This window comes from Serratia sp. 121840015-1 (assembly GCF_053627655.1).
On sequence record NZ_JBSEYF010000001.1, the window covers coordinates 431,862 to 450,094 of the forward strand.

The window sequence follows — 18,233 nt, forward strand, 5'->3', positions numbered from 1 at the left end:
AGCCGAAAGATTTTGAAAATTATAGGTAACGATTTATGAGGATGGCAGGATAGTGGAAGCCCTAATTTGTGTCAAACCGGCGTTACGCATGATGTACAAAAATGTTTACATTGCGGCGGGCTGCATGGCGCATGAGGAACGGGCCCATGGCTGAAATTATCCGCAGGCGGCTAGTGAAAAGTTATTTACGGGCTTCTATAGTGGAATGACCAAAAAATGTGGGAGAGATCAATGTTAAGGGTGGAGATGCTCAGCACCGGCGATGAGGTGCTGCATGGGCAAATTATTGATACCAACGCCGCGTGGCTGGCGGACTACCTGTTCCAGCAGGGGGTGCCGATGAGCGGGCGTGAAACGGTCGGGGACAGCCTCTCTGCGTTGATCGAGATCCTGCAGGAACGAAGCCATATCGCCGATGTGCTGATCGTCAACGGCGGCCTGGGGCCGACCAGCGACGATCTCAGCGCGCTGGCCGCCGCGAAAGCCTGTGGCGTAGAGCTGGTCGAACGGGCCGACTGGCTGGCGCGCATGGAAGCCTATTTCGCCGAGCGCGGGCGGCCGATGGCCCCTTCCAACCGCAAGCAGGCGCAGATCCCGGCCAACGCGGAAATGCTGGATAACCCGGTAGGCACCGCCTGTGGGTTTGCGCTGCAGCTGAACAAATGTCAGATGTTCTTCACCCCCGGCGTGCCGTCGGAATTCAAAGTGATGGTCGAACAGCAGATCGTGCCGCGCCTGCGCCAGCGCTTCACCTTGCCGGCGCCGCCGCTGTGCCTGCGCCTGACCACCTTCGGCACCTCCGAGAGCGATCTGGCCGCCGAGCTGGATGGCATGCCGCTGCCGCCGGAAGTGGTGCTGGGCTACCGCTCATCCAGCCCGATTATCGAGCTGAAGCTGACCGGGCCTGAAAGCCGGCGTGCGGAGATGGAGCAGGCCTGGCGGCGCGTGCGCGAGGTGGCGGGGGACAACTGCATCTTTGAAGGCACCGCCGGGTTACCGGCGACGCTGACGCAGCGTCTGAATCAGCAAGGGCTGAAGCTGGCGTTGAGCGAGCAGTTCAGCGCCGGGTTGATCAATCTGCAGCTGCAGAGCGAAGGGGCGCCGCTGGCGGGGGGCGAGCTGCTGCCGGCGCACTGCATCGAAACGCTGGAAACGACGCTGGCGCGCGCCCGTTCGCTGGCGGAATTGACCGGTGCGCCGTTGGCGTTGGCGGTCAGCGCTATGTGCGACGAGCAGGTGAGCATTGCGCTGCATACGCCGCGCGGCGGCATTGGCCAGACGGTGCGTTATCGGGCATCGCGCCACGGCCTGCGGCTGCGGCAGGAGTCGGTGGCGATGCTGGCGCTGGATATGCTGCGCCGCTGGCTGAATGGGGGCCAGGCGTGCGGTAAAAACGCCTGGCTGGAGGTGGTGGAAATTATCGAGTGACGGTCATGATGCTGAGTCGCCGGCGTCACGGTTTTGCTGCAACCGTTCGGACGCCAGGCGTGAAAGGCGTATCGCCGCCGCGCCCCGCGTTTGCAGATCTGCACCATAGTCCTTGAGCGCCTGCGCGGCGCTGCCGGCCTGCGCCAGATGCATCGCCAGGCTGGCGGCGTCCGCCAACGCGGTGTTGGCGCCGAGCCCGCCCGCCGGGCTCATGGCGTGCACGGCGTCGCCGAGAAAGGCGATGCGTTCGCTGTGCCACACCGGCATCGCCTGCGTGACCTGCACCGCCCGCACGCTGAGTGACTGAGGATCCGCCAGCGCTAACGCCGTTTGCAAAGCGGGGGCCCATCCCTGCGAGATATGCCTTACGCGCGCCTGCAGCGCAGCGCTTCCCTCCGCCCGCGCCGGCCCGCCGAGCCGTTCAGCCGTTCCGATACAGGCCCAATAGAGATAGTCGTCGACCGGCGTGAGGGGGCAGTCCGGCGCATAGTCGGCTGCCAGCTGCGCCATGGACGCCTGAAAGCGCATCGGTTCAATCACCAGCGACAAGCCGTCGGCGAAGACGACCGACACGCCGCGCAGCAATTCGGGGGCCAATTGGGCACGGGTCGCCGCATCGAGCGGCGTTTTGCCGTAGAGGGTGACCGCGCCGCTGTCTTCGGGCCCCGCCTCGGGCAGGCAGCGCCGCCGCACCAGCGAGTTGACGCCGTCGGCGGCGATCAGCACATCGACCCGCGCTTGTTCGCCGTTGGCGAACTGAAGCTCCACGCCCTGCGGCGTTTGTGCAAATTCACACAGGGTATAGCCGAAGCGCACCCGGTCTTGCAGACCGGTGAGCAGGATTTCGCGCAGCGTTTGCCGATGAACGCCGAGATCGCCGCTCGGTTCCTGCGCCTGCCGCGGGCTGGAGGGCAGCCAGTGCTCGGGGCGTCGGGCGTTGAGCGGGGCAAGCTGCGGATCCCATAGATTGCTCTCGCCGCTGTTTTGCGCGCTGCCGGCGCAGAGCAACCGGTAATGCGCCGGCGGCAGACAGGCGGCCAGTGCCTGCTGGCCCGTCGGATCGATGCGCAGCCGGTAGCCCTGATCGCGCGCTTGCGGCGTGGTGTCACGTTCAAACACCGTGGCGTGGATGCCGAAGCGATGCAGTCCCTGAGCCAGACACAGGCCGCCGGGCCCGGCGCCGATAATGCCAATGCTGAGTGTTGTCATCATGTTCCCTCGTGAGTCAGTGGCCACAGAAGGTAGCGGCCGGAAGCATTTCATTATGTCGGCGCAGGGAAAGGTTGGTATAACGGTATCTGGACTAAAAATAGTGATTAGTGGCCAATATGAACGATAACCCTCACTTCGCCGACGCTGACTGCAGCGAATGGCGGGCGGGCCCCTGGCTGATCGCCCTTGGCGGCCGCGACGCGGCAGGCCGGGAGTATCGGTTGGGCACGCGCGAATACAGCTGGCATCAGCATGTACGCGGGCAGCTGCTGTGCGTCGAAAGCGGTTTGCTGCATGTGCGCACGGCGCACGGCGATTGGGTGCTGCCGCCGCAGCGGGCGGGGTGGATCCCGCCGGCGACGCAGCACCGGGTGCAGGTCTGCGGCGCGCTGAGCGGCTGGAGTTTGCTGCTGGCGCCGGAGGCCTGCAACGATCTGTCGAATGCACCCTGCGTCATCGGTATTAGCCCCGTGTTGCAGGCGCTGGCTCTGCGAGCAGAAGGCTGGGATAAACGCAGCGCGCTCACCCTGGAGCAGGATCGCATGGCGCAGGTGATGCGGGACGAGATACGTCTGGCGCCAACGGAGCCGCTGCATTTGCCGATGTCGTCCCATCCGCGCCTGGCCGGCGTTCTGCAGGCCTTGCTGGCGCAGCCGGGGAGCGAGCGTTCGCTGGAAGCCTGGGCCGAATGGGGGGCGATGTCGCCGCGTACCCTGCGGCGGCTGATGATCGGCGAAACGGGGCTGAGTTTTACCCAGTGGCGCCAGCAGGCTCGGTTGTCATATGCATTGGCGAAGCTGGCCGAAGGTGAAACGGTGTTGCAGATCGCGGAAACGCTGGGGTATGCCTCGCCGAGTAATTTTATCGCCATGTTTCGCAAAGCCTTTGGCGATTCTCCGGCGCGTTATTTTTCCGCATCGGCAGGAAAGGGGCGCTAAGCGAAATACTTTGAGGATGGTTATATATCCCTGATTAATCATAATCTTATAGGGGATATTCGCGGCGAGGGAATGCTGTTACTCTTTTGGCGGGTGCTTGAGACTGTTCGTCTTGGGCATTGTGTGACCAGGCGGATAGATGAAAGCCCCAGACTGACTCTCAATCAGAATGGGGCTGCACATACCGCCTAGACACCGGTATGGTAGCCCCTTCACAGCAAGGAGGCAAGCATGTGTTTAAAGCATGTGTTTCACTCGCTAACCGTTGTATGTATTACGATTTTGTTATTTATCTGGATGATAAGAGACTCGCTGTGCGAGCTGAAAATCTACCAGGAAAATATCACTATCCTGATCAGGTTGGCGTGTGAGGTGAAGCGGTAATCATAGGGCGGGGGCAACCCCGCCTTCTGGTCTCCAGGCGCGGTTTCCGGCACCCGACTTTACATTTCCAGCTCGATGTCCGTCAGCGGCATACAGCAGCAGGGCAGGATCTCGCCGGCATTGATAAACGCCAACGGCTGTTGGCGGTAGGCCACTTCGCCTTTCACCAGCTTCAGGCGGCAGGCGCCGCAATAGCCGGAGCGGCATTGGTACTCCACCTGCACGTCGTGCAGTTCCAGCACGTCGAGCAGGCAGTTTTCACTGTTGGGGCAGGAGAGCTGCGTGCCGGCGGCGCGCAGCGTTACGATTGGCGTCGCCATCGCTTACAGTTCGAAGTCGCTCAGGTCGTCGGCGTTGATCTCCGAGTCGATCTGGCCAACCAGGTAGGAGCTCACTTCCACTTCCTGCGGCGCCACCTGTACGTTGTCGGACACTAACCAGGCGTTGATCCACGGGATCGGGTTGGAGCGGGTTTCGAACGGCAGACCGAGGCCGACCGCCTGCATGCGGATGTTAGTGATGTATTCCACATACTGGCACAGGATGTCTTTGTTCAGGCCGATCATCGAACCGTCGCGGAACAGGTATTCCGCCCACTCTTTTTCCTGCTGGGCGGCCAGCACGAACAGATCGTAGCACTGCTGCTGGCATTCTTCGGCGATCTCTGCCATTTCCGGATCGTCGGCGCCGGAACGCATCAGGTTCAGCATGTGCTGGGTGCCGGTCAGGTGCAGCGCTTCGTCGCGGGCGATCAGCTTGATGATTTTGGCGTTGCCTTCCATCAGTTCGCGCTCGGCGAACGCGAAGGAGCAGGCGAAGCTGACGTAGAAGCGGATCGCTTCCAGCGCGTTCACGCTCATCAGGCACAGGTACAGCTGCTTCTTCAGCGCGCGCAGATTGACGGTGACGGTTTTACCGTTCACCTGGTGGGTGCCTTCACCCAGCAGGTGATAGTAGCTGGTCATCTCGATCAGATCGTCGTAGTAGCCGGAGATGTCTTTCGCGCGCTTCTTGATCTCTTCGTTGGTGACGATGTCGTCGAACACCAGCGCCGGATCGTTGACGATGTTGCGGATGATGTGAGTGTAGGAACGGGAGTGGATAGTCTCGGAGAACGACCAGGTTTCCACCCAGGTTTCCAGCTCAGGGATCGAGATCAGCGGCAGCAGCGCGACGTTCGGGCTGCGGCCCTGGATGGAATCCAGCAGCGTCTGATACTTCAGGTTGCTGATGAAGATGTGCTTCTCGTGCTCCGGCAGCGCCTGGTAATCGATGCGATCGCGGGAGACGTCAACTTCTTCCGGGCGCCAGAAGAAGGAGAGCTGTTTTTCGATCAGTTTTTCGAAGATTTCATGCTTTTGCTGGTCGAAACGCGCAACGTTTACCGACTGGCCGAAGAACATCGGCTCTTGCAGCTGGTCGTTTTTGGTCTGAGAAAAAGTGGTGTAAGCCATAAGCCTGAATCCATCGTAACGTGGCTAAATGAAGGGGCCGGAAAATTCCGGCCCGCTAGGTCAAACTTTAGATCTTGCAGGCGCCGCTTTCGCAGTCGTCATCGCCGGCCTTGGCAGGCTGCAAATCTTCCTGGGCGTCTTCCGCACCGTCGCGGGTGTTTTGGTAGTACAGCGTTTTCACGCCGAACTTGTAGGTGGTGAGCAGGTCTTTCAACAGCTGCTTCATCGGCACCTTGCCGCCCGGGAAGCGGGTCGGATCGTAGTTGGTGTTGGCCGAAATCGACTGGTCGATGAATTTCTGCATCAGCCCCACCAGCTGCAGATAGCCGTCGTTGCTCGGCATTTCCCACAGCAGCTCGTAGTTGTCTTTCAGACGCTCATACTCCGGCACCACCTGGCGCAGGATGCCGTCTTTCGACGCCTTGATGCTGATGTGGCCGCGCGGCGGCTCGATGCCGTTGGTGGCGTTGGAAATCTGCGAAGAGGTTTCCGACGGCATCAGCGCAGACAGGGTCGAGTTGCGCAGGCCGGTTTCCTGGATCTCTTTACGCAGGGTTTCCCAGTCGTAGTGCAGCGGCTCGTTGCAGACCGCATCCAAATCTTTTTTGTAGGTGTCGATCGGCAGGATACCCTGCGAATAGGTGGTTTCTTTGAACCACGGGCAAGCGCCTTGCTCCTGAGCCAGACGGTTGGAGGCTTTCAGCAGGTAGTACTGAATGGCTTCGAACGTTTTGTGCGTCAGGTTGTTGGCGCTGCCGTCGGAGTAGCGCACGCCGTTCTTCGCCAGGTAATAGGCGAAGTTGATGACGCCGATGCCCAAGGTGCGGCGGCCCATCGCGCCACGGTGTGCGGCCTTGATCGGATAATCCTGATAATCCAGCAGGGCGTCGAGCGAGCGCACCGCCAGGGTTGCCAATTCTTCCAGGTCGTCCAGGCTGTCGATCGCGCCCAGGTTGAAGGCGGACAGGGTGCACAGCGCAATCTCGCCGTTTTCGTCGTTGACGTCTTCCAGCGGCTTGGTCGGCAGGGCGATTTCCAGGCACAGGTTGGACTGACGCACCGGCGCGATCTGCGGATCGAACGGGCTGTGGGTGTTGCAGTGGTCGACGTTCTGGATGTAGATGCGGCCGGTAGAGGCGCGCTCTTGCATCATCAGCGAGAACAGCTCAACCGCTTTCACGCGCTTCTGGCGAATGCTGTCGTCTTTCTCGTACTGGGTATACAGGCGTTCGAATTCGTCCTGATCGGCGAAGAACGCGTCATACAGCCCCGGCACGTCGGACGGGCTGAACAGGGTGATGTCTTCGCCCTTGATCAGACGCTGGTACATCAGGCGGTTCAGCTGCACGCCGTAGTCCATGTGACGCACGCGGTTGCCTTCAACGCCGCGGTTGTTTTTCAACACCAGCAGGCTTTCCACTTCCAGGTGCCACATCGGGTAGAACAGCGTTGCCGCGCCACCGCGCACGCCGCCCTGCGAGCAGGATTTAACGGCGGTCTGGAAGTGTTTGTAGAACGGAATACAGCCGGTATGGAAGGCTTCACCGCCACGGATCGGGCTGCCCAGCGCGCGGATGCGGCCGGCGTTGATACCGATGCCGGCGCGCTGCGAAACGTATTTCACAATGGCGCTGGAGGTGGCGTTGATGGAGTCCAGGCTGTCGCCGCACTCGATCAGCACGCAGGAGCTGAACTGGCGGGTTGGGGTGCGCACGCCGGACATGATCGGCGTAGGCAGCGAAATCTTGAAGGTGGAAATCGCGTCGTAGAAACGTTTGACGTAATCCAGACGAGTTTCACGCGGGTAGTTGGAGAACAGGCAAGCGGACACCAGCATGTACAGGAACTGGGCGCTTTCGTAGATCTCGCCGCTGACGCGGTTCTGCACCAGATACTTGCCTTCCAGCTGCTTGACGGCGGCATAGGAGAAGTTCATGTCGCGCCAGTGATCGATAAAGGAATCCATCTGCTCGAACTCTTCAGCGCTGTAGTCTTCCAGCAGATGCTTATCGTATTTGCCCATCTCGACCATGCGAGTGACGTGGGCGTGCAGCTTCGGCGGCTCGAACTGGCCATAAGCCTTTTTGCGCAGGTGGAAGATCGCCAGGCGTGCGGCCAGGTACTGATAGTCCGGCGCATCGCGGGAGATCAGATCGGCTGCGGCTTTGATGATGGTTTCATGAATGTCGGCGGTTTTGATGCCGTCATAAAACTGAATGTGTGAACGCAACTCTACTTGAGAAACCGAGACGTTGTGTAATCCCTCTGCGGCCCAATCGATGACCCGGTGGATTTTGTCGAGATTGATGCGCTCTTTACGGCCATCGCGTTTAGTTACAAGCAGACTTTGGTTCATGTGGTGTTTTACCTGTCCGTATGGTGCCCCTAAGCAGAAGTGTAGTCGCTCTGCTCAGTATGTAAACACTATATATAGGGGTTGTATGTCGGTGAGGTAACAAGATAGTGAGAAAAAACGGCGTTTGCAAGTGAACAAAACCGGCCTAATTTGTGGATAACTTGGGGGTGAAATGTAACTTGCCGCGCGAAGCGCGCGCCGTGACTGGCGCGACAAGCTTGTCAATAAGCGCGATCAGATTTTACTGAAAAACTGAAAAAACCGATCGTTTGGCGCTTTATTAAACGTTAGAAAAAAACGGCATATTGATCTGATTTAATATTCTAAAAAACTGTTTACAACGGCTATTTTGATCGAAGTCGCGGAAATTAGGTATTTTTCCGAATGCTACGCCGGCGCCGCCCCCCGGTAATGCAGGGCCGGCGCGGTTTACAACGCTTAGCCTTCGTGCTGGGTGTGCACCATGTAGTTCACGTCAACGTTGCGTCCAAGCTTGAAATGATCGGTGATCGGGTTGTAATGCAGGCCGATCATGTGCTTTTCGCGCAGCGGCGTGCCGTCGACCCAGCCGATCAGTTCGGAAGGGCGAATGAACTTCTTATGATCGTGGGTGCCCTGCGGCACCATCTTCAGCACGTACTCCGCGCCGATCACCGCCATCAGCCAGGCTTTGGTGTTGCGGTTGATGGTGGAGAAGAACACATGGCCGCCCGGTTTCACCAACTGGGCGCAGGCGCGCACCACCGAGGCCGGATCCGGCACGTGCTCCAGCATCTCCATGCAGGTGACGACGTCATAGCGTTGCGGGTTGGCCTGAGCGTGGCTTTCCACCGTCTCCTGCACGTAAGTGACGTTCATGCCGCTTTCCAGCGCGTGCAGCCGCGCGACCTGCAGCGGCTCCGCGCCCATGTCCAAGCCGGTGACCTTGGCGCCTTCGCGCGCCATGCTTTCCGCCAGAATGCCGCCGCCGCAGCCCACGTCGAGCACCTGCTTGTCAAAAATGCCGTCGGCGCGCTGCATGATGTAGTTCAGGCGCAGCGGGTTGATGCGGTGCAGCGGTTTGAACTCGCCTTCCAGATCCCACCAGCGGGAGGCGACGGCCTCGAACTTGGCGATTTCCTGGTGGTCAACGTTTTGCACTCGGCTGGATGATTCTGCGTTCATGGGCTTGTCTGGCTCCTTGTTCTCGTTGCGCGGATTATACATGTTCCGGCGCGGCATCGTCTGCGCCGATGCGTTTTTAGCGCACTTATCTGCACAATTTCCGTGAAACAGCGGCGGTTATTTTCCCGTAAAGCGTGCTTTGTGATATAGTTTTACACCTTTGCCACTATGGCAGCGGGCAGATGAATCATTAGTAGAGGGATAGCAGCTCCATGAGCGACCTTGCCAGAGAAATCACACCGGTAAACATCGAAGACGAGTTGAAAAACTCGTATCTGGACTATGCGATGTCCGTTATTGTCGGACGTGCGCTGCCAGATGTTCGTGATGGACTGAAGCCGGTTCACCGCCGCGTTCTGTACGCGATGAGCGTACTGGGTAACGACTGGAATAAACCATACAAGAAATCGGCCCGTGTCGTCGGGGACGTGATCGGTAAATATCACCCACACGGTGACAGCGCGGTTTACGACACTATCGTGCGTATGGCCCAGCCGTTTTCACTGCGCTACATGCTGGTGGACGGCCAGGGTAACTTCGGTTCCGTCGACGGCGACTCCGCCGCGGCGATGCGTTATACCGAAGTGCGCATGTCCAAGATTGCTCACGAACTGTTGGCGGACCTGGAAAAAGAAACCGTCGACTTCGTGCCTAACTATGATGGCACCGAGCAGATCCCGGCCGTCATGCCGACCAAGATCCCGAACCTGCTGGTCAACGGCTCGTCGGGTATCGCCGTGGGCATGGCCACCAATATTCCACCGCACAACCTGGCGGAAGTCGTCAACGGCTGCCTGGCCTATATCGACGATGAAAACATCAGCATCGAAGGGCTGATGGAACACATCCCGGGGCCGGACTTCCCGACGGCGGCGATCATCAATGGCCGCCGCGGCATTGAAGAGGCCTACCGCACCGGGCGCGGCAAAGTCTACCTGCGCGCGCGCGCGGAAGTGGAAGCCGACGCCAAGACTGGGCGCGAAACCATCATCGTTCACGAGATCCCGTATCAGGTGAACAAGGCGCGTCTGATCGAGAAGATCGCCGAGTTGGTAAAAGAAAAACGCGTGGAAGGCATCAGCGCGCTGCGCGACGAGTCCGATAAAGACGGCATGCGCATCGTGATCGAAGTCAAACGCGACGCGGTCGGCGAAGTGGTACTGAACAACCTGTATGCGCTGACGCAACTGCAGGTCACCTTCGGCATCAACATGGTTGCGCTGCATCAGGGCCAGCCTAAGTTGCTGAACCTGAAAGACATCCTCGAAGCCTTCGTGCGTCACCGCCGCGAAGTGGTTACCCGCCGCACCATCTTCGAACTGCGCAAGGCCCGCGACCGCGCCCATATCCTGGAAGCGCTGGCCATCGCGCTGGCCAACATCGATCCGATCATCGAGCTGATTCGCCGTGCGCCGACCCCGGCCGAAGCGAAAGTTGCGCTGGTGGCGCAACCGTGGGATCTGGGCAACGTCAGCGCCATGCTGGAGCGCGCCGGTGACGACGCCGCCCGCCCTGAGTGGCTGGAGCCGGAGTTCGGCATCCGCGACGGAAAATACTACCTGACCGAGCAGCAGGCTCAGGCGATTCTGGATCTGCGCCTGCAGAAACTGACCGGCCTGGAGCACGAGAAGCTGCTGGACGAATATAAAGAACTGCTCAACTTTATCGCCGAGCTGATCTTTATTCTGGAAAGCCCAGAGCGCCTGATGGAAGTGATCCGCGAAGAGCTGGTGGCGGTCAAAGAGCTGTACAACGACGGCCGCCGCACCGAGATCACCGCCAATACTTCCGACATCAACATCGAAGACCTGATCAACCAGGAAGACGTGGTGGTGACCCTGTCTCATCAGGGCTACGTGAAGTATCAGCCGCTGTCCGACTATGAAGCTCAACGCCGCGGCGGCAAAGGCAAATCTGCGGCGCGTATTAAAGAAGAAGACTTTATCGATCGCCTGCTGGTGGCCAACACCCACGATACGATCCTGTGCTTCTCCAGCCGTGGCCGCCTGTACTGGATGAAGGTGTACCAACTGCCTGAAGCCAGCCGTGGCGCGCGCGGTCGCCCAATCGTCAACCTGCTGCCGCTGGAGGCCGATGAGCGTATCACCGCTATCCTGCCGGTACGCGAGTATGAAGAAGGGCGCCACGTGTTCATGGCCACCGCCAGCGGTACCGTGAAGAAAACTGCGCTGACCGAGTTCAGCCGCCCACGCAGCGCCGGCATCATCGCCGTCAACCTCAACGAGGGCGACGAACTGATCGGTGTCGATCTGACCGACGGCAGCAACGAAGTGATGTTGTTCTCCGCCAACGGTAAAGTGGTACGCTTCCCGGAAACGCAGGTGCGTTCGATGGGCCGTACCGCAACCGGCGTGCGCGGCATCAACCTCGGCGAAGGCGACAGCGTGATCTCCCTGATCGTGCCGCGCGGCGAAGGCGACATCCTGACCGTGACGCAAAACGGCTTCGGTAAACGCACCGCCGTGACCGAATATCCGACCAAGTCACGCGCCACCCAGGGGGTTATCTCCATCAAGGTGAGCGAGCGTAACGGCCAGGTGGTCGGCGCCGTACAGGTGGAAACCAGCGACCAGATCATGATGATCACCGATGCCGGCACGCTGGTGCGTACCCGCGTTTCGGAAGTCAGCGTGGTGGGCCGTAACACCCAGGGCGTGACGCTGATTCGCACGGCGGAAGACGAAAACGTCGTCGGCCTGCAGCGCGTGGCCGAGCCGGTGGAAGACGAAGAGCTGGACAGCCTGGAACCGGGCGCGGAAGCGGTGGAAGAAGACACCACGCCGCTGGACGATGGCGACGACGCGGCTGAGCCGATGGACGACGACAACGTTTAAAGCAGGGTGAGGGCGTCGGCATGCCGACACCCTAATGCACTGAGACAGAAGGGCCTGGCAGCGATGCTAGGCCCTTTTTCAGTTATATGGTTTAATTGGCGCACCGAGCCGCCGGCTGCCGCGCCGGCGAATGCGTGCACCGCCACTGACTTTCGTATGGTATCCGATTGAAATACTTAGCCTCTTTTCGAACTACGCTGAAGATATCCCGCTATCTGTTCCGGGTGCTGGCGATTTTGCTGTGGTCGTTGGGAGCGCTGCTCACCACCTTTTATATTCTGAATATCCTGCATCAGAAAGAGTCGGATATCCGGCAGGATTACAACCTTAACTTCGATCAGGCGCAGGGCTACATCCGCCATTCCGCCGACATCATCCGCGACATCAAGTATATGGCGGAGAACCGTCTCAACGGTTCGGTCAGCAGCCTGGACATGTTCAGCGGCGTGTTTCCCGGCAAGGGCAGCCCGCCGCAATTCTTTCCGCTGTACCCGGAGTCCAACTGCACGCTGAGCACCACCTACCGCAGTTCGCTCGATTCGCTGAGCGGCCTGATCCAGTATTGGAAAGAGAACTTCGTGGCGGCCTACGATCTCAACCGGGTGTTCTTCATCGGCGGCGACAGCCTGTGTATGGCGGAGTTCGGCGGCGGCAACGCGAGCGCCAATCGGGAAAACGTGCTGAAGTCGCTGCACGAGCGCATTCTGAAATACCGCAACGCCAAGAATCTGGACAAAGACAACAACCTGTATTGGATCAGCCCCAGCGCGCAGCGGCCGGACGTCGGCTATCTGTATGTGCTGACGCCGATTTATATCGGCAACAAGCTGGAGGCGTTGCTGGGCATCGAACAGACCGTTCGGCTGGAGGATTTCGTTACCGCCGGCAACCTGCCGATCGGCGTCACGCTGCTGGATGAGAACAACGAGCCGGTGCTGCGCCTGGCGGACGGCGATCGCTATGCCGCTTCGCTCAACAGCTATCCCGCAGAGCACGCCTACTTCGGCTATGTCGACAATTATCGCGATCTGATCCTGAAGAAAGCGCTGCCGCCTTCTTCGCTGAGCATCGTCTATGCGCTGCCGGTGAAAAGCGTAGTAGAACGCTTCAAAATGCTGATCCTCAACGCGCTGTTGCTGAACCTGCTGTCGGCCATCGTGCTGTTCACGCTGGCGTGGCTGTTTGAACGTAAAATGTTCCTGCCGGCGGAGGACAACGCCTTCCGCCTGGAAGAGCACGAGCAGTTCAACCGCAAGATCGTCGCTTCGGCGCCGGTGGGTATCTGTATCCTGCGCATCAGCGACGGCACCAATATCCTGAGTAACGAACTGGCGCACAACTACATCAACCTGTTGACCCACGAAGATCGCGATCGCATTACGCGCATCATTTGTGAACAGCAGGCGAATTTCGTCGATGTGATGACCAGCAACAACAACAACCTGCAGATCAGCTTTGTCCACTCGCGCTACCGTAACGAAGAGGTAGCGATTTGCGTGCTGGTGGACGTCAGCGCCCGCGTGAAGATGGAAGAGTCGTTGCAGGAGATGGCGGCGGCGGCGGAGCAGGCCAGTCAGTCCAAATCGATGTTCCTGGCCACCGTCAGCCATGAGCTGCGCACGCCGCTGTACGGCATTATCGGCAACCTCGATTTGCTGCAAACCAAGGCGTTGCCGCAGGGGGTCGATCGGCTGGTCAATGCGATGAACAACTCTTCCGGCCTGCTGCTGAAAATCATCAGCGATATTCTCGATTTCTCCAAAATCGAGTCCGAGCAGCTGAAGATAGAACCGCGCGAGTTCTCCTGCCTGGAGGTGATCACCCATATCGCCGGTAACTATTTGCCGCTGGTGGTGAAGAAACGTCTGGGGCTGTACTGCTTTATCGAACAGAACGTGCCGGAGCGCATTTTCGGCGATCCGGTGCGGCTGCAGCAGGTGCTCTCCAACCTGGTGAACAACGCCATCAAGTTTACCGATACCGGCTGTATCGTGCTGCAGGTCTGCACCCGCGGCAGCTATCTGGAGTTCAGCGTGCGCGATACCGGCGTCGGTATTCCGGAAAAGGAAATTTCGCGCCTGTTCGATCCGTTCTTCCAGGTGGGCACCGGCGTGCAGCGTCATTTCCAGGGAACCGGCCTGGGGTTGGCTATCTGTGAGAAACTGATCAACCTGATGGACGGCGATATCGCCGTCGAGTCCGAACCGGGTCTGGGCAGCTTGTTCAGCATCCGCATTCCGCTGTTCAACGCTCAGTTCCCCATCCCGCAGGCCAGCGATACCTGGCAGGGCCGTCGGCTGTGGCTGGATATTCGCAATCAGCGGCTGGAAAGTTACCTGATGGCGATTCTGGGGGGCTACGGCGCCGATATCCAGCGCTATGACGGCCAAGAGACCGCCGCCGGAGAGGTGATGCTTAGCGATCATCCGCTGATGCTGGACACGCCGCTGCTGGCTCAGATCCAATTCTCCACCGAGCATATCGGCCCATCGCTGGAAACTCGGCCGGGTTATTGGATGCACAGTACCTCCACGCCGCGAGAAACGCTGAGCTTGCTAAACCGGTTGTTCGGCGTCGGCAGCGGCGCGGCAGAGGCGCTGGTGCAGCTGCCGGTGCCCGCCAAGGCCAGCGCGGCGGACAACGGCGATATTCATCTGCTGGTGGTTGACGATCATCCGATCAACCGTCGCCTGCTGTCCGATCAACTGGGATCGCTGGGGTATCAGGTGGTGACCGCCAACGACGGCGTCGACGCGCTCGGCGTGCTGAAACAGCACCACGTCGATATTGTGCTGACCGACGTCAATATGCCGAACATGGACGGCTATCGCCTGACGCAGGAACTGCGACAGATGCAGTTCAGCGCGCCGGTGATCGGCGTGACGGCCAATGCGCTGGCGGAAGAGAAGCAGCGCTGCCTCGAGGCGGGTATGGATAACTGCCTGTCGAAACCGGTCACGCTGGAGACGCTGGCACAGACGCTGGCTTACTACAGCCAACGGGTACGCTACAGCCGCAGCGAGGCTTGAAAAGCAAACAGGCACGGCGAATGCCGTGCCTGTTTGGCGCTAACCTGCCGTGAGGCGGGATTTAGTCTTTGTCCAACGGCGTCATGCTGACGGAGGAGAGGTAGTTGAGCAGGGCGATGTCGTTCTCGACGCCCAGCTTCATCATCGCCGATTTCTTCTGGCTGCTGATGGTTTTGATGCTGCGGTTGAGTTTCTTGGCGATTTCGGTCACCAGGAAACCTTCGGCGAACAGGCGCAGCACTTCGCTCTCTTTCGGCGACAGGCGTTTGTCGCCATAGCCGCTGGCGCTGATCTTCTCCAGCAGTTTAGAGACGCTTTCCGGCGTGAATTTCTTGCCTTTCTGCAGGGCGGCCAGCGCCTTCGGCAGATCGGTCGGCGCGCCTTGTTTCAGCACGATGCCTTCGATATCCAGATCCAATACCGCGCTCAGGATCGCCGGGTTGTTGTTCATGGTCAGCACGATGATCGACAACTGCGGATAGTGGCGCTTGATGTATTTAATCAGCGTGATGCCGTCGCCATACTTGTCACCCGGCATCGACAGATCGGTGATCAGCACGTTGGCGTCCAGCTTGGACAGATTGTTGATCAGTGCGGTTGAGTCTTCGAACTCCCCAACGACATTCACCCATTCAATTTGCTCAAGTGACTTCCGGATGCCAAACAGTACGATAGGATGGTCATCAGCAATAATTACGTTCAGGTTATTCATGTTGTTGGCTACCTTGCTTCAGCAGTCTGCTGACGAAAAAATCAATCTGACTGATGTTATTCTCGATCTCGGGCGCATCACCTTCTGCGATGCGCTGTTCTAACGATTCGCACAGCTGCTTGCCGGGAAGCAGATTTAACATGGCAAACACGCCTTTAAGGCGGTGTGCGGTTTGTGACAGCGCATTGAAATCACTGCTGCCCGCCTCAGTATACAGTTTTTTGACATCGTCGGGTACTGTATCGACAAACAGCCCATAGTAATCACTTGATTTCAATTGTTTTTCATAGAGTTGGATATCTTCTGAGCTCAATGAAAGCGGGCTTTCTTCCTGTTCCAGCGCGGCCATTTGCTGTTCGATCAGCATCAGCACGGCGTCGATTAATGCGCCGTTCAGATTATAGTTCACCCGAATGTAGCGTTTATCCAGCGCTTGCCAGCCCGGCTCATCGGTCGCCAACAACAGGGTGTAGTCATCGGCGCGTTGTGGGTTATCGGTCAGCAGCACGTCATAATCGCGGTTGACCGCGCGATCTTCGGCGACGAGACAGTCGGCGCCGTAGGCCTGCAGCAGGCGGGTCACGATGCCGCGCACCTCATCCGACGTGACGTCCAGCAGGGCAGTGACGCCGTCGAGCAGCTTTTCCTGCTCCTGCGGCTCTTTTTTCTCCATCTCCATGGCGACGCGAATGGTATAGCGAGTGCCGATATCCACCTTGCTGCGAATATCCAACTGGCCATTAAGCTTTTTGCACAGCTGGTTGCACAGGAAGAAGGTGAGCCCGGAACCGTGGTTGAAGCGGTCCACCAGCGTCTGGCTGAGGAAGGGATAGTTGAGGTTGCTGATCTCTTCGTTGGAGATGCCGGAGCCGGTGTCGTTGATTTGGAAAATCAGGCGATCCGGGTGCTCGGGCTCATGGTCGACAACCAGCGAAATCTTGCCGCAGGCGGTGGTGATAATGGCGTAATGCACCAGCAGCGCGATCACTTTGCGCAGCGCGTTGGCGTCGCCGATATAGTTCTGCTCGACGTCCAGCTGGAAATGCTTGAACAGCGCCAGCCCCTTCTGATTAAGGGCGGGCAGGGCCTCCAGCAGCAACTCGTCGACCATCGCCGCCGGGTTGAACGGTTCACGCGTAGGCTGCCAGTCCTGGGTTTCCAGCCTGGTCAGCAGGGTAATGTTATCGATCAAACCCAGCACCGAAGCCGACTCCGCGGTCAACTGGCCCAGCAGTGCCTGCTGCTGCTCCTCATCCGGCCGGTTACGCAGACGATCGACCAGATCGTGCATATGGCGTACCGGCTGATTGAGCTCGATGCCCAGGTTGTGCAGCATCAGCTTGCGTGCCTGAACGTTCTTGTCGTATTCGCGGCGCGCCTGCTGCAGCCGCTTGTTCACCATCACCTCTTTATCCTGATCGTGCATCAGGAACAGGTAGGTGTCCGGCGACAGCTGGCTGCGGAAGATACGGATTTCATACACTTCATTGTTGACCGTCGCCTGGATCACCCCGTGATGCTGTTCGGCCATATGGGCAATTTTTTGCAGGCTGAGGTGCGGCAGCAGGTGTTCGGCGATTTTGTTGCTGGCGATCACCGTATTGTTGGCGAAGCTGTAGACCAGCAGGCCGGAAGGCAGGCTGGAGACGATCTCCTGATTCAGCGCGCGCTCGGCTTCCAGCTCCACCGCCATGTTTTCGCTCGGGCGAATGTACTGGCGGCGGATAAAGTAGATGCTCAGCATCGACAGTGCCAGCAGCAGCAGGTTGATCGCGATCAGCCAGATGTTGTTGCGCAGCAGATCGATGGCCAGATTGATGGCCGAAACGCGATACACCACCTTCAGCGGCGCATTGGGCAGGGCGGCGCTGAACTCGACCCAACCGCCGCTCATCGTCGCATGGGTACCGAGAGCCGTTTCCGCCGGAATGGCGCTGTCGTCGAGATCGACGTCGTCCGGCAGCAGCAGGAAATTGGCGCGGGCCAGATTGGCCGGAATGATGTCGTTGATCGGCAAGTCGAAGGCGATCACCGTCGCCAGATGTCCCGGCTGATTAAAGGTGGTGCGAATCGAGAACGAATAGGCGTTCTGGAAACGCTGCTTGCGCAGATCGGAAAAGCTCTCGCGCTCGTCGAGCATGTTGGCCTGTTGCAGCATCTCGGCGCGGCGTTCGTCCGCCGAGGTGGTCAGGTAGCTCTCTCGAAAGCGCGAAGCCAGCTCTTTGAGCGGCTGGGTGGTGATCAGACTGAGGCTGTTGTCCTGGCCATTGAGGTAATACATGGCGTAGTTCTCGGTCTTGGCACCCCAGCGGGTGTCCAGATAGTCCGAGATGTTGGCGATCATTGCCAGCGTGTTCTCGTCATGGCTGCCGAAGATCACCGCGTCGGTTTTCTTGTGCGGCTTCTCGACATAATAGACGTCGGGCCGCAGGCGGGTTTCCTGCAAACCGGGATCGCTGTTCTGTGCCGGCGCATTGCCGAATTTGTCATAGACCTGGTAGGTCATATAGCGGTAGGTATCGATACGCTTTTGCAGCGAACCGGCAATGCTGTTCAGCGTGTACTTCTTTTCCGCCAGCCAGGCGTTGGTGTAGTTGTAACCATACAGGCCAATGCCGATCGTCAGCAGCACGATAAACAGCAGGAAGCAGCGGGTAATGTTGCTGGAGCTGATGGTCAGTTGTTTATTTTGCATAGTGGC

The 18,233-nt window shown here is 59.0% G+C and carries 12 protein-coding genes; 5 read left to right on the plus strand and 7 right to left on the minus strand.

The window, feature by feature from the left end:
* Window positions 1–231: 231 nt before the first annotated feature.
* The gene (locus tag ACUXAC_RS02075; RefSeq protein WP_102984335.1) at window positions 232–1,428 is read left to right on the plus strand and encodes a nicotinamide mononucleotide deamidase-related protein YfaY; all 1,197 of its coding nucleotides are present in this window, start codon (window positions 232–234) and stop codon (window positions 1,426–1,428) included.
* A gap of 3 nt (window positions 1,429–1,431) precedes the next feature.
* Here the strand turns inward: ACUXAC_RS02075 and ACUXAC_RS02080 are convergent, their stop codons facing one another.
* Window positions 1,432–2,640, minus strand: a complete 1,209-nt coding sequence (locus tag ACUXAC_RS02080) for an FAD-dependent oxidoreductase (RefSeq protein WP_421115248.1) — start codon at window positions 2,638–2,640, stop codon at window positions 1,432–1,434.
* Between the two features lie 116 nt (window positions 2,641–2,756).
* Between ACUXAC_RS02080 and ACUXAC_RS02085 the strand changes: the two genes are divergently transcribed.
* A complete protein-coding gene (locus tag ACUXAC_RS02085; RefSeq protein WP_454266414.1) occupies window positions 2,757–3,578 on the plus strand; it encodes an AraC family transcriptional regulator in 822 nt (273 codons plus the stop codon).
* A 231-nt stretch (window positions 3,579–3,809) separates the two neighbouring features.
* A complete protein-coding gene (locus ACUXAC_RS02090) occupies window positions 3,810–3,962 on the plus strand; it encodes a Hok/Gef family protein (protein ID WP_421115251.1) in 153 nt (50 codons plus the stop codon).
* Between the two features lie 59 nt (window positions 3,963–4,021).
* Here the strand turns inward: ACUXAC_RS02090 and yfaE are convergent, their stop codons facing one another.
* The 4 genes from yfaE to ubiG form a co-directional block, all read right to left on the minus strand.
* Complete coding sequence (yfaE, locus tag ACUXAC_RS02095) at window positions 4,022–4,282, minus strand: class I ribonucleotide reductase maintenance protein YfaE (RefSeq protein WP_033653779.1); 261 nt, start codon at window positions 4,280–4,282, stop codon at window positions 4,022–4,024.
* A 3-nt stretch (window positions 4,283–4,285) separates the two neighbouring features.
* A complete protein-coding gene (nrdB, locus tag ACUXAC_RS02100) occupies window positions 4,286–5,416 on the minus strand; it encodes a class Ia ribonucleoside-diphosphate reductase subunit beta (protein ID WP_019453694.1) in 1,131 nt (376 codons plus the stop codon).
* Between the two features lie 67 nt (window positions 5,417–5,483).
* Window positions 5,484–7,772, minus strand: a complete 2,289-nt coding sequence (nrdA, locus tag ACUXAC_RS02105; protein ID WP_033648028.1) for a class 1a ribonucleoside-diphosphate reductase subunit alpha — start codon at window positions 7,770–7,772, stop codon at window positions 5,484–5,486.
* A 438-nt stretch (window positions 7,773–8,210) separates the two neighbouring features.
* A complete protein-coding gene (ubiG, locus tag ACUXAC_RS02110; protein ID WP_047730871.1) occupies window positions 8,211–8,936 on the minus strand; it encodes a bifunctional 2-polyprenyl-6-hydroxyphenol methylase/3-demethylubiquinol 3-O-methyltransferase UbiG in 726 nt (241 codons plus the stop codon).
* Window positions 8,937–9,148: 212 nt separating this feature from the next.
* Between ubiG and gyrA the strand changes: the two genes are divergently transcribed.
* Window positions 9,149–11,791: a DNA topoisomerase (ATP-hydrolyzing) subunit A gene (gyrA, locus tag ACUXAC_RS02115; protein WP_004935906.1), complete on the plus strand. Its 2,643-nt coding sequence runs from the start codon at window positions 9,149–9,151 to the stop codon at window positions 11,789–11,791.
* 167 nt (window positions 11,792–11,958) lie between these two features.
* Window positions 11,959–14,820, plus strand: coding sequence for a two-component system sensor histidine kinase RcsC (gene rcsC / locus ACUXAC_RS02120; protein ID WP_147840083.1), 2,862 nt, complete (start codon window positions 11,959–11,961; stop codon window positions 14,818–14,820).
* Between the two features lie 61 nt (window positions 14,821–14,881).
* Here the strand turns inward: rcsC and rcsB are convergent, their stop codons facing one another.
* Both rcsB and rcsD read right to left on the minus strand, forming a co-directional pair.
* Entirely contained in the window at window positions 14,882–15,532 is a 651-nt protein-coding gene (gene rcsB / locus ACUXAC_RS02125) for a response regulator transcription factor RcsB (protein WP_004935900.1), read from the minus strand.
* Window positions 15,525–18,227 (minus strand): phosphotransferase RcsD, encoded by a 2,703-nt coding sequence (gene rcsD, locus ACUXAC_RS02130; protein ID WP_060420091.1) that lies wholly within the window; start codon window positions 18,225–18,227, stop codon window positions 15,525–15,527. The genes rcsB and rcsD overlap by 8 nt, the downstream gene beginning before the upstream one ends.
* Window positions 18,228–18,233: the final 6 nt, after the last annotated feature.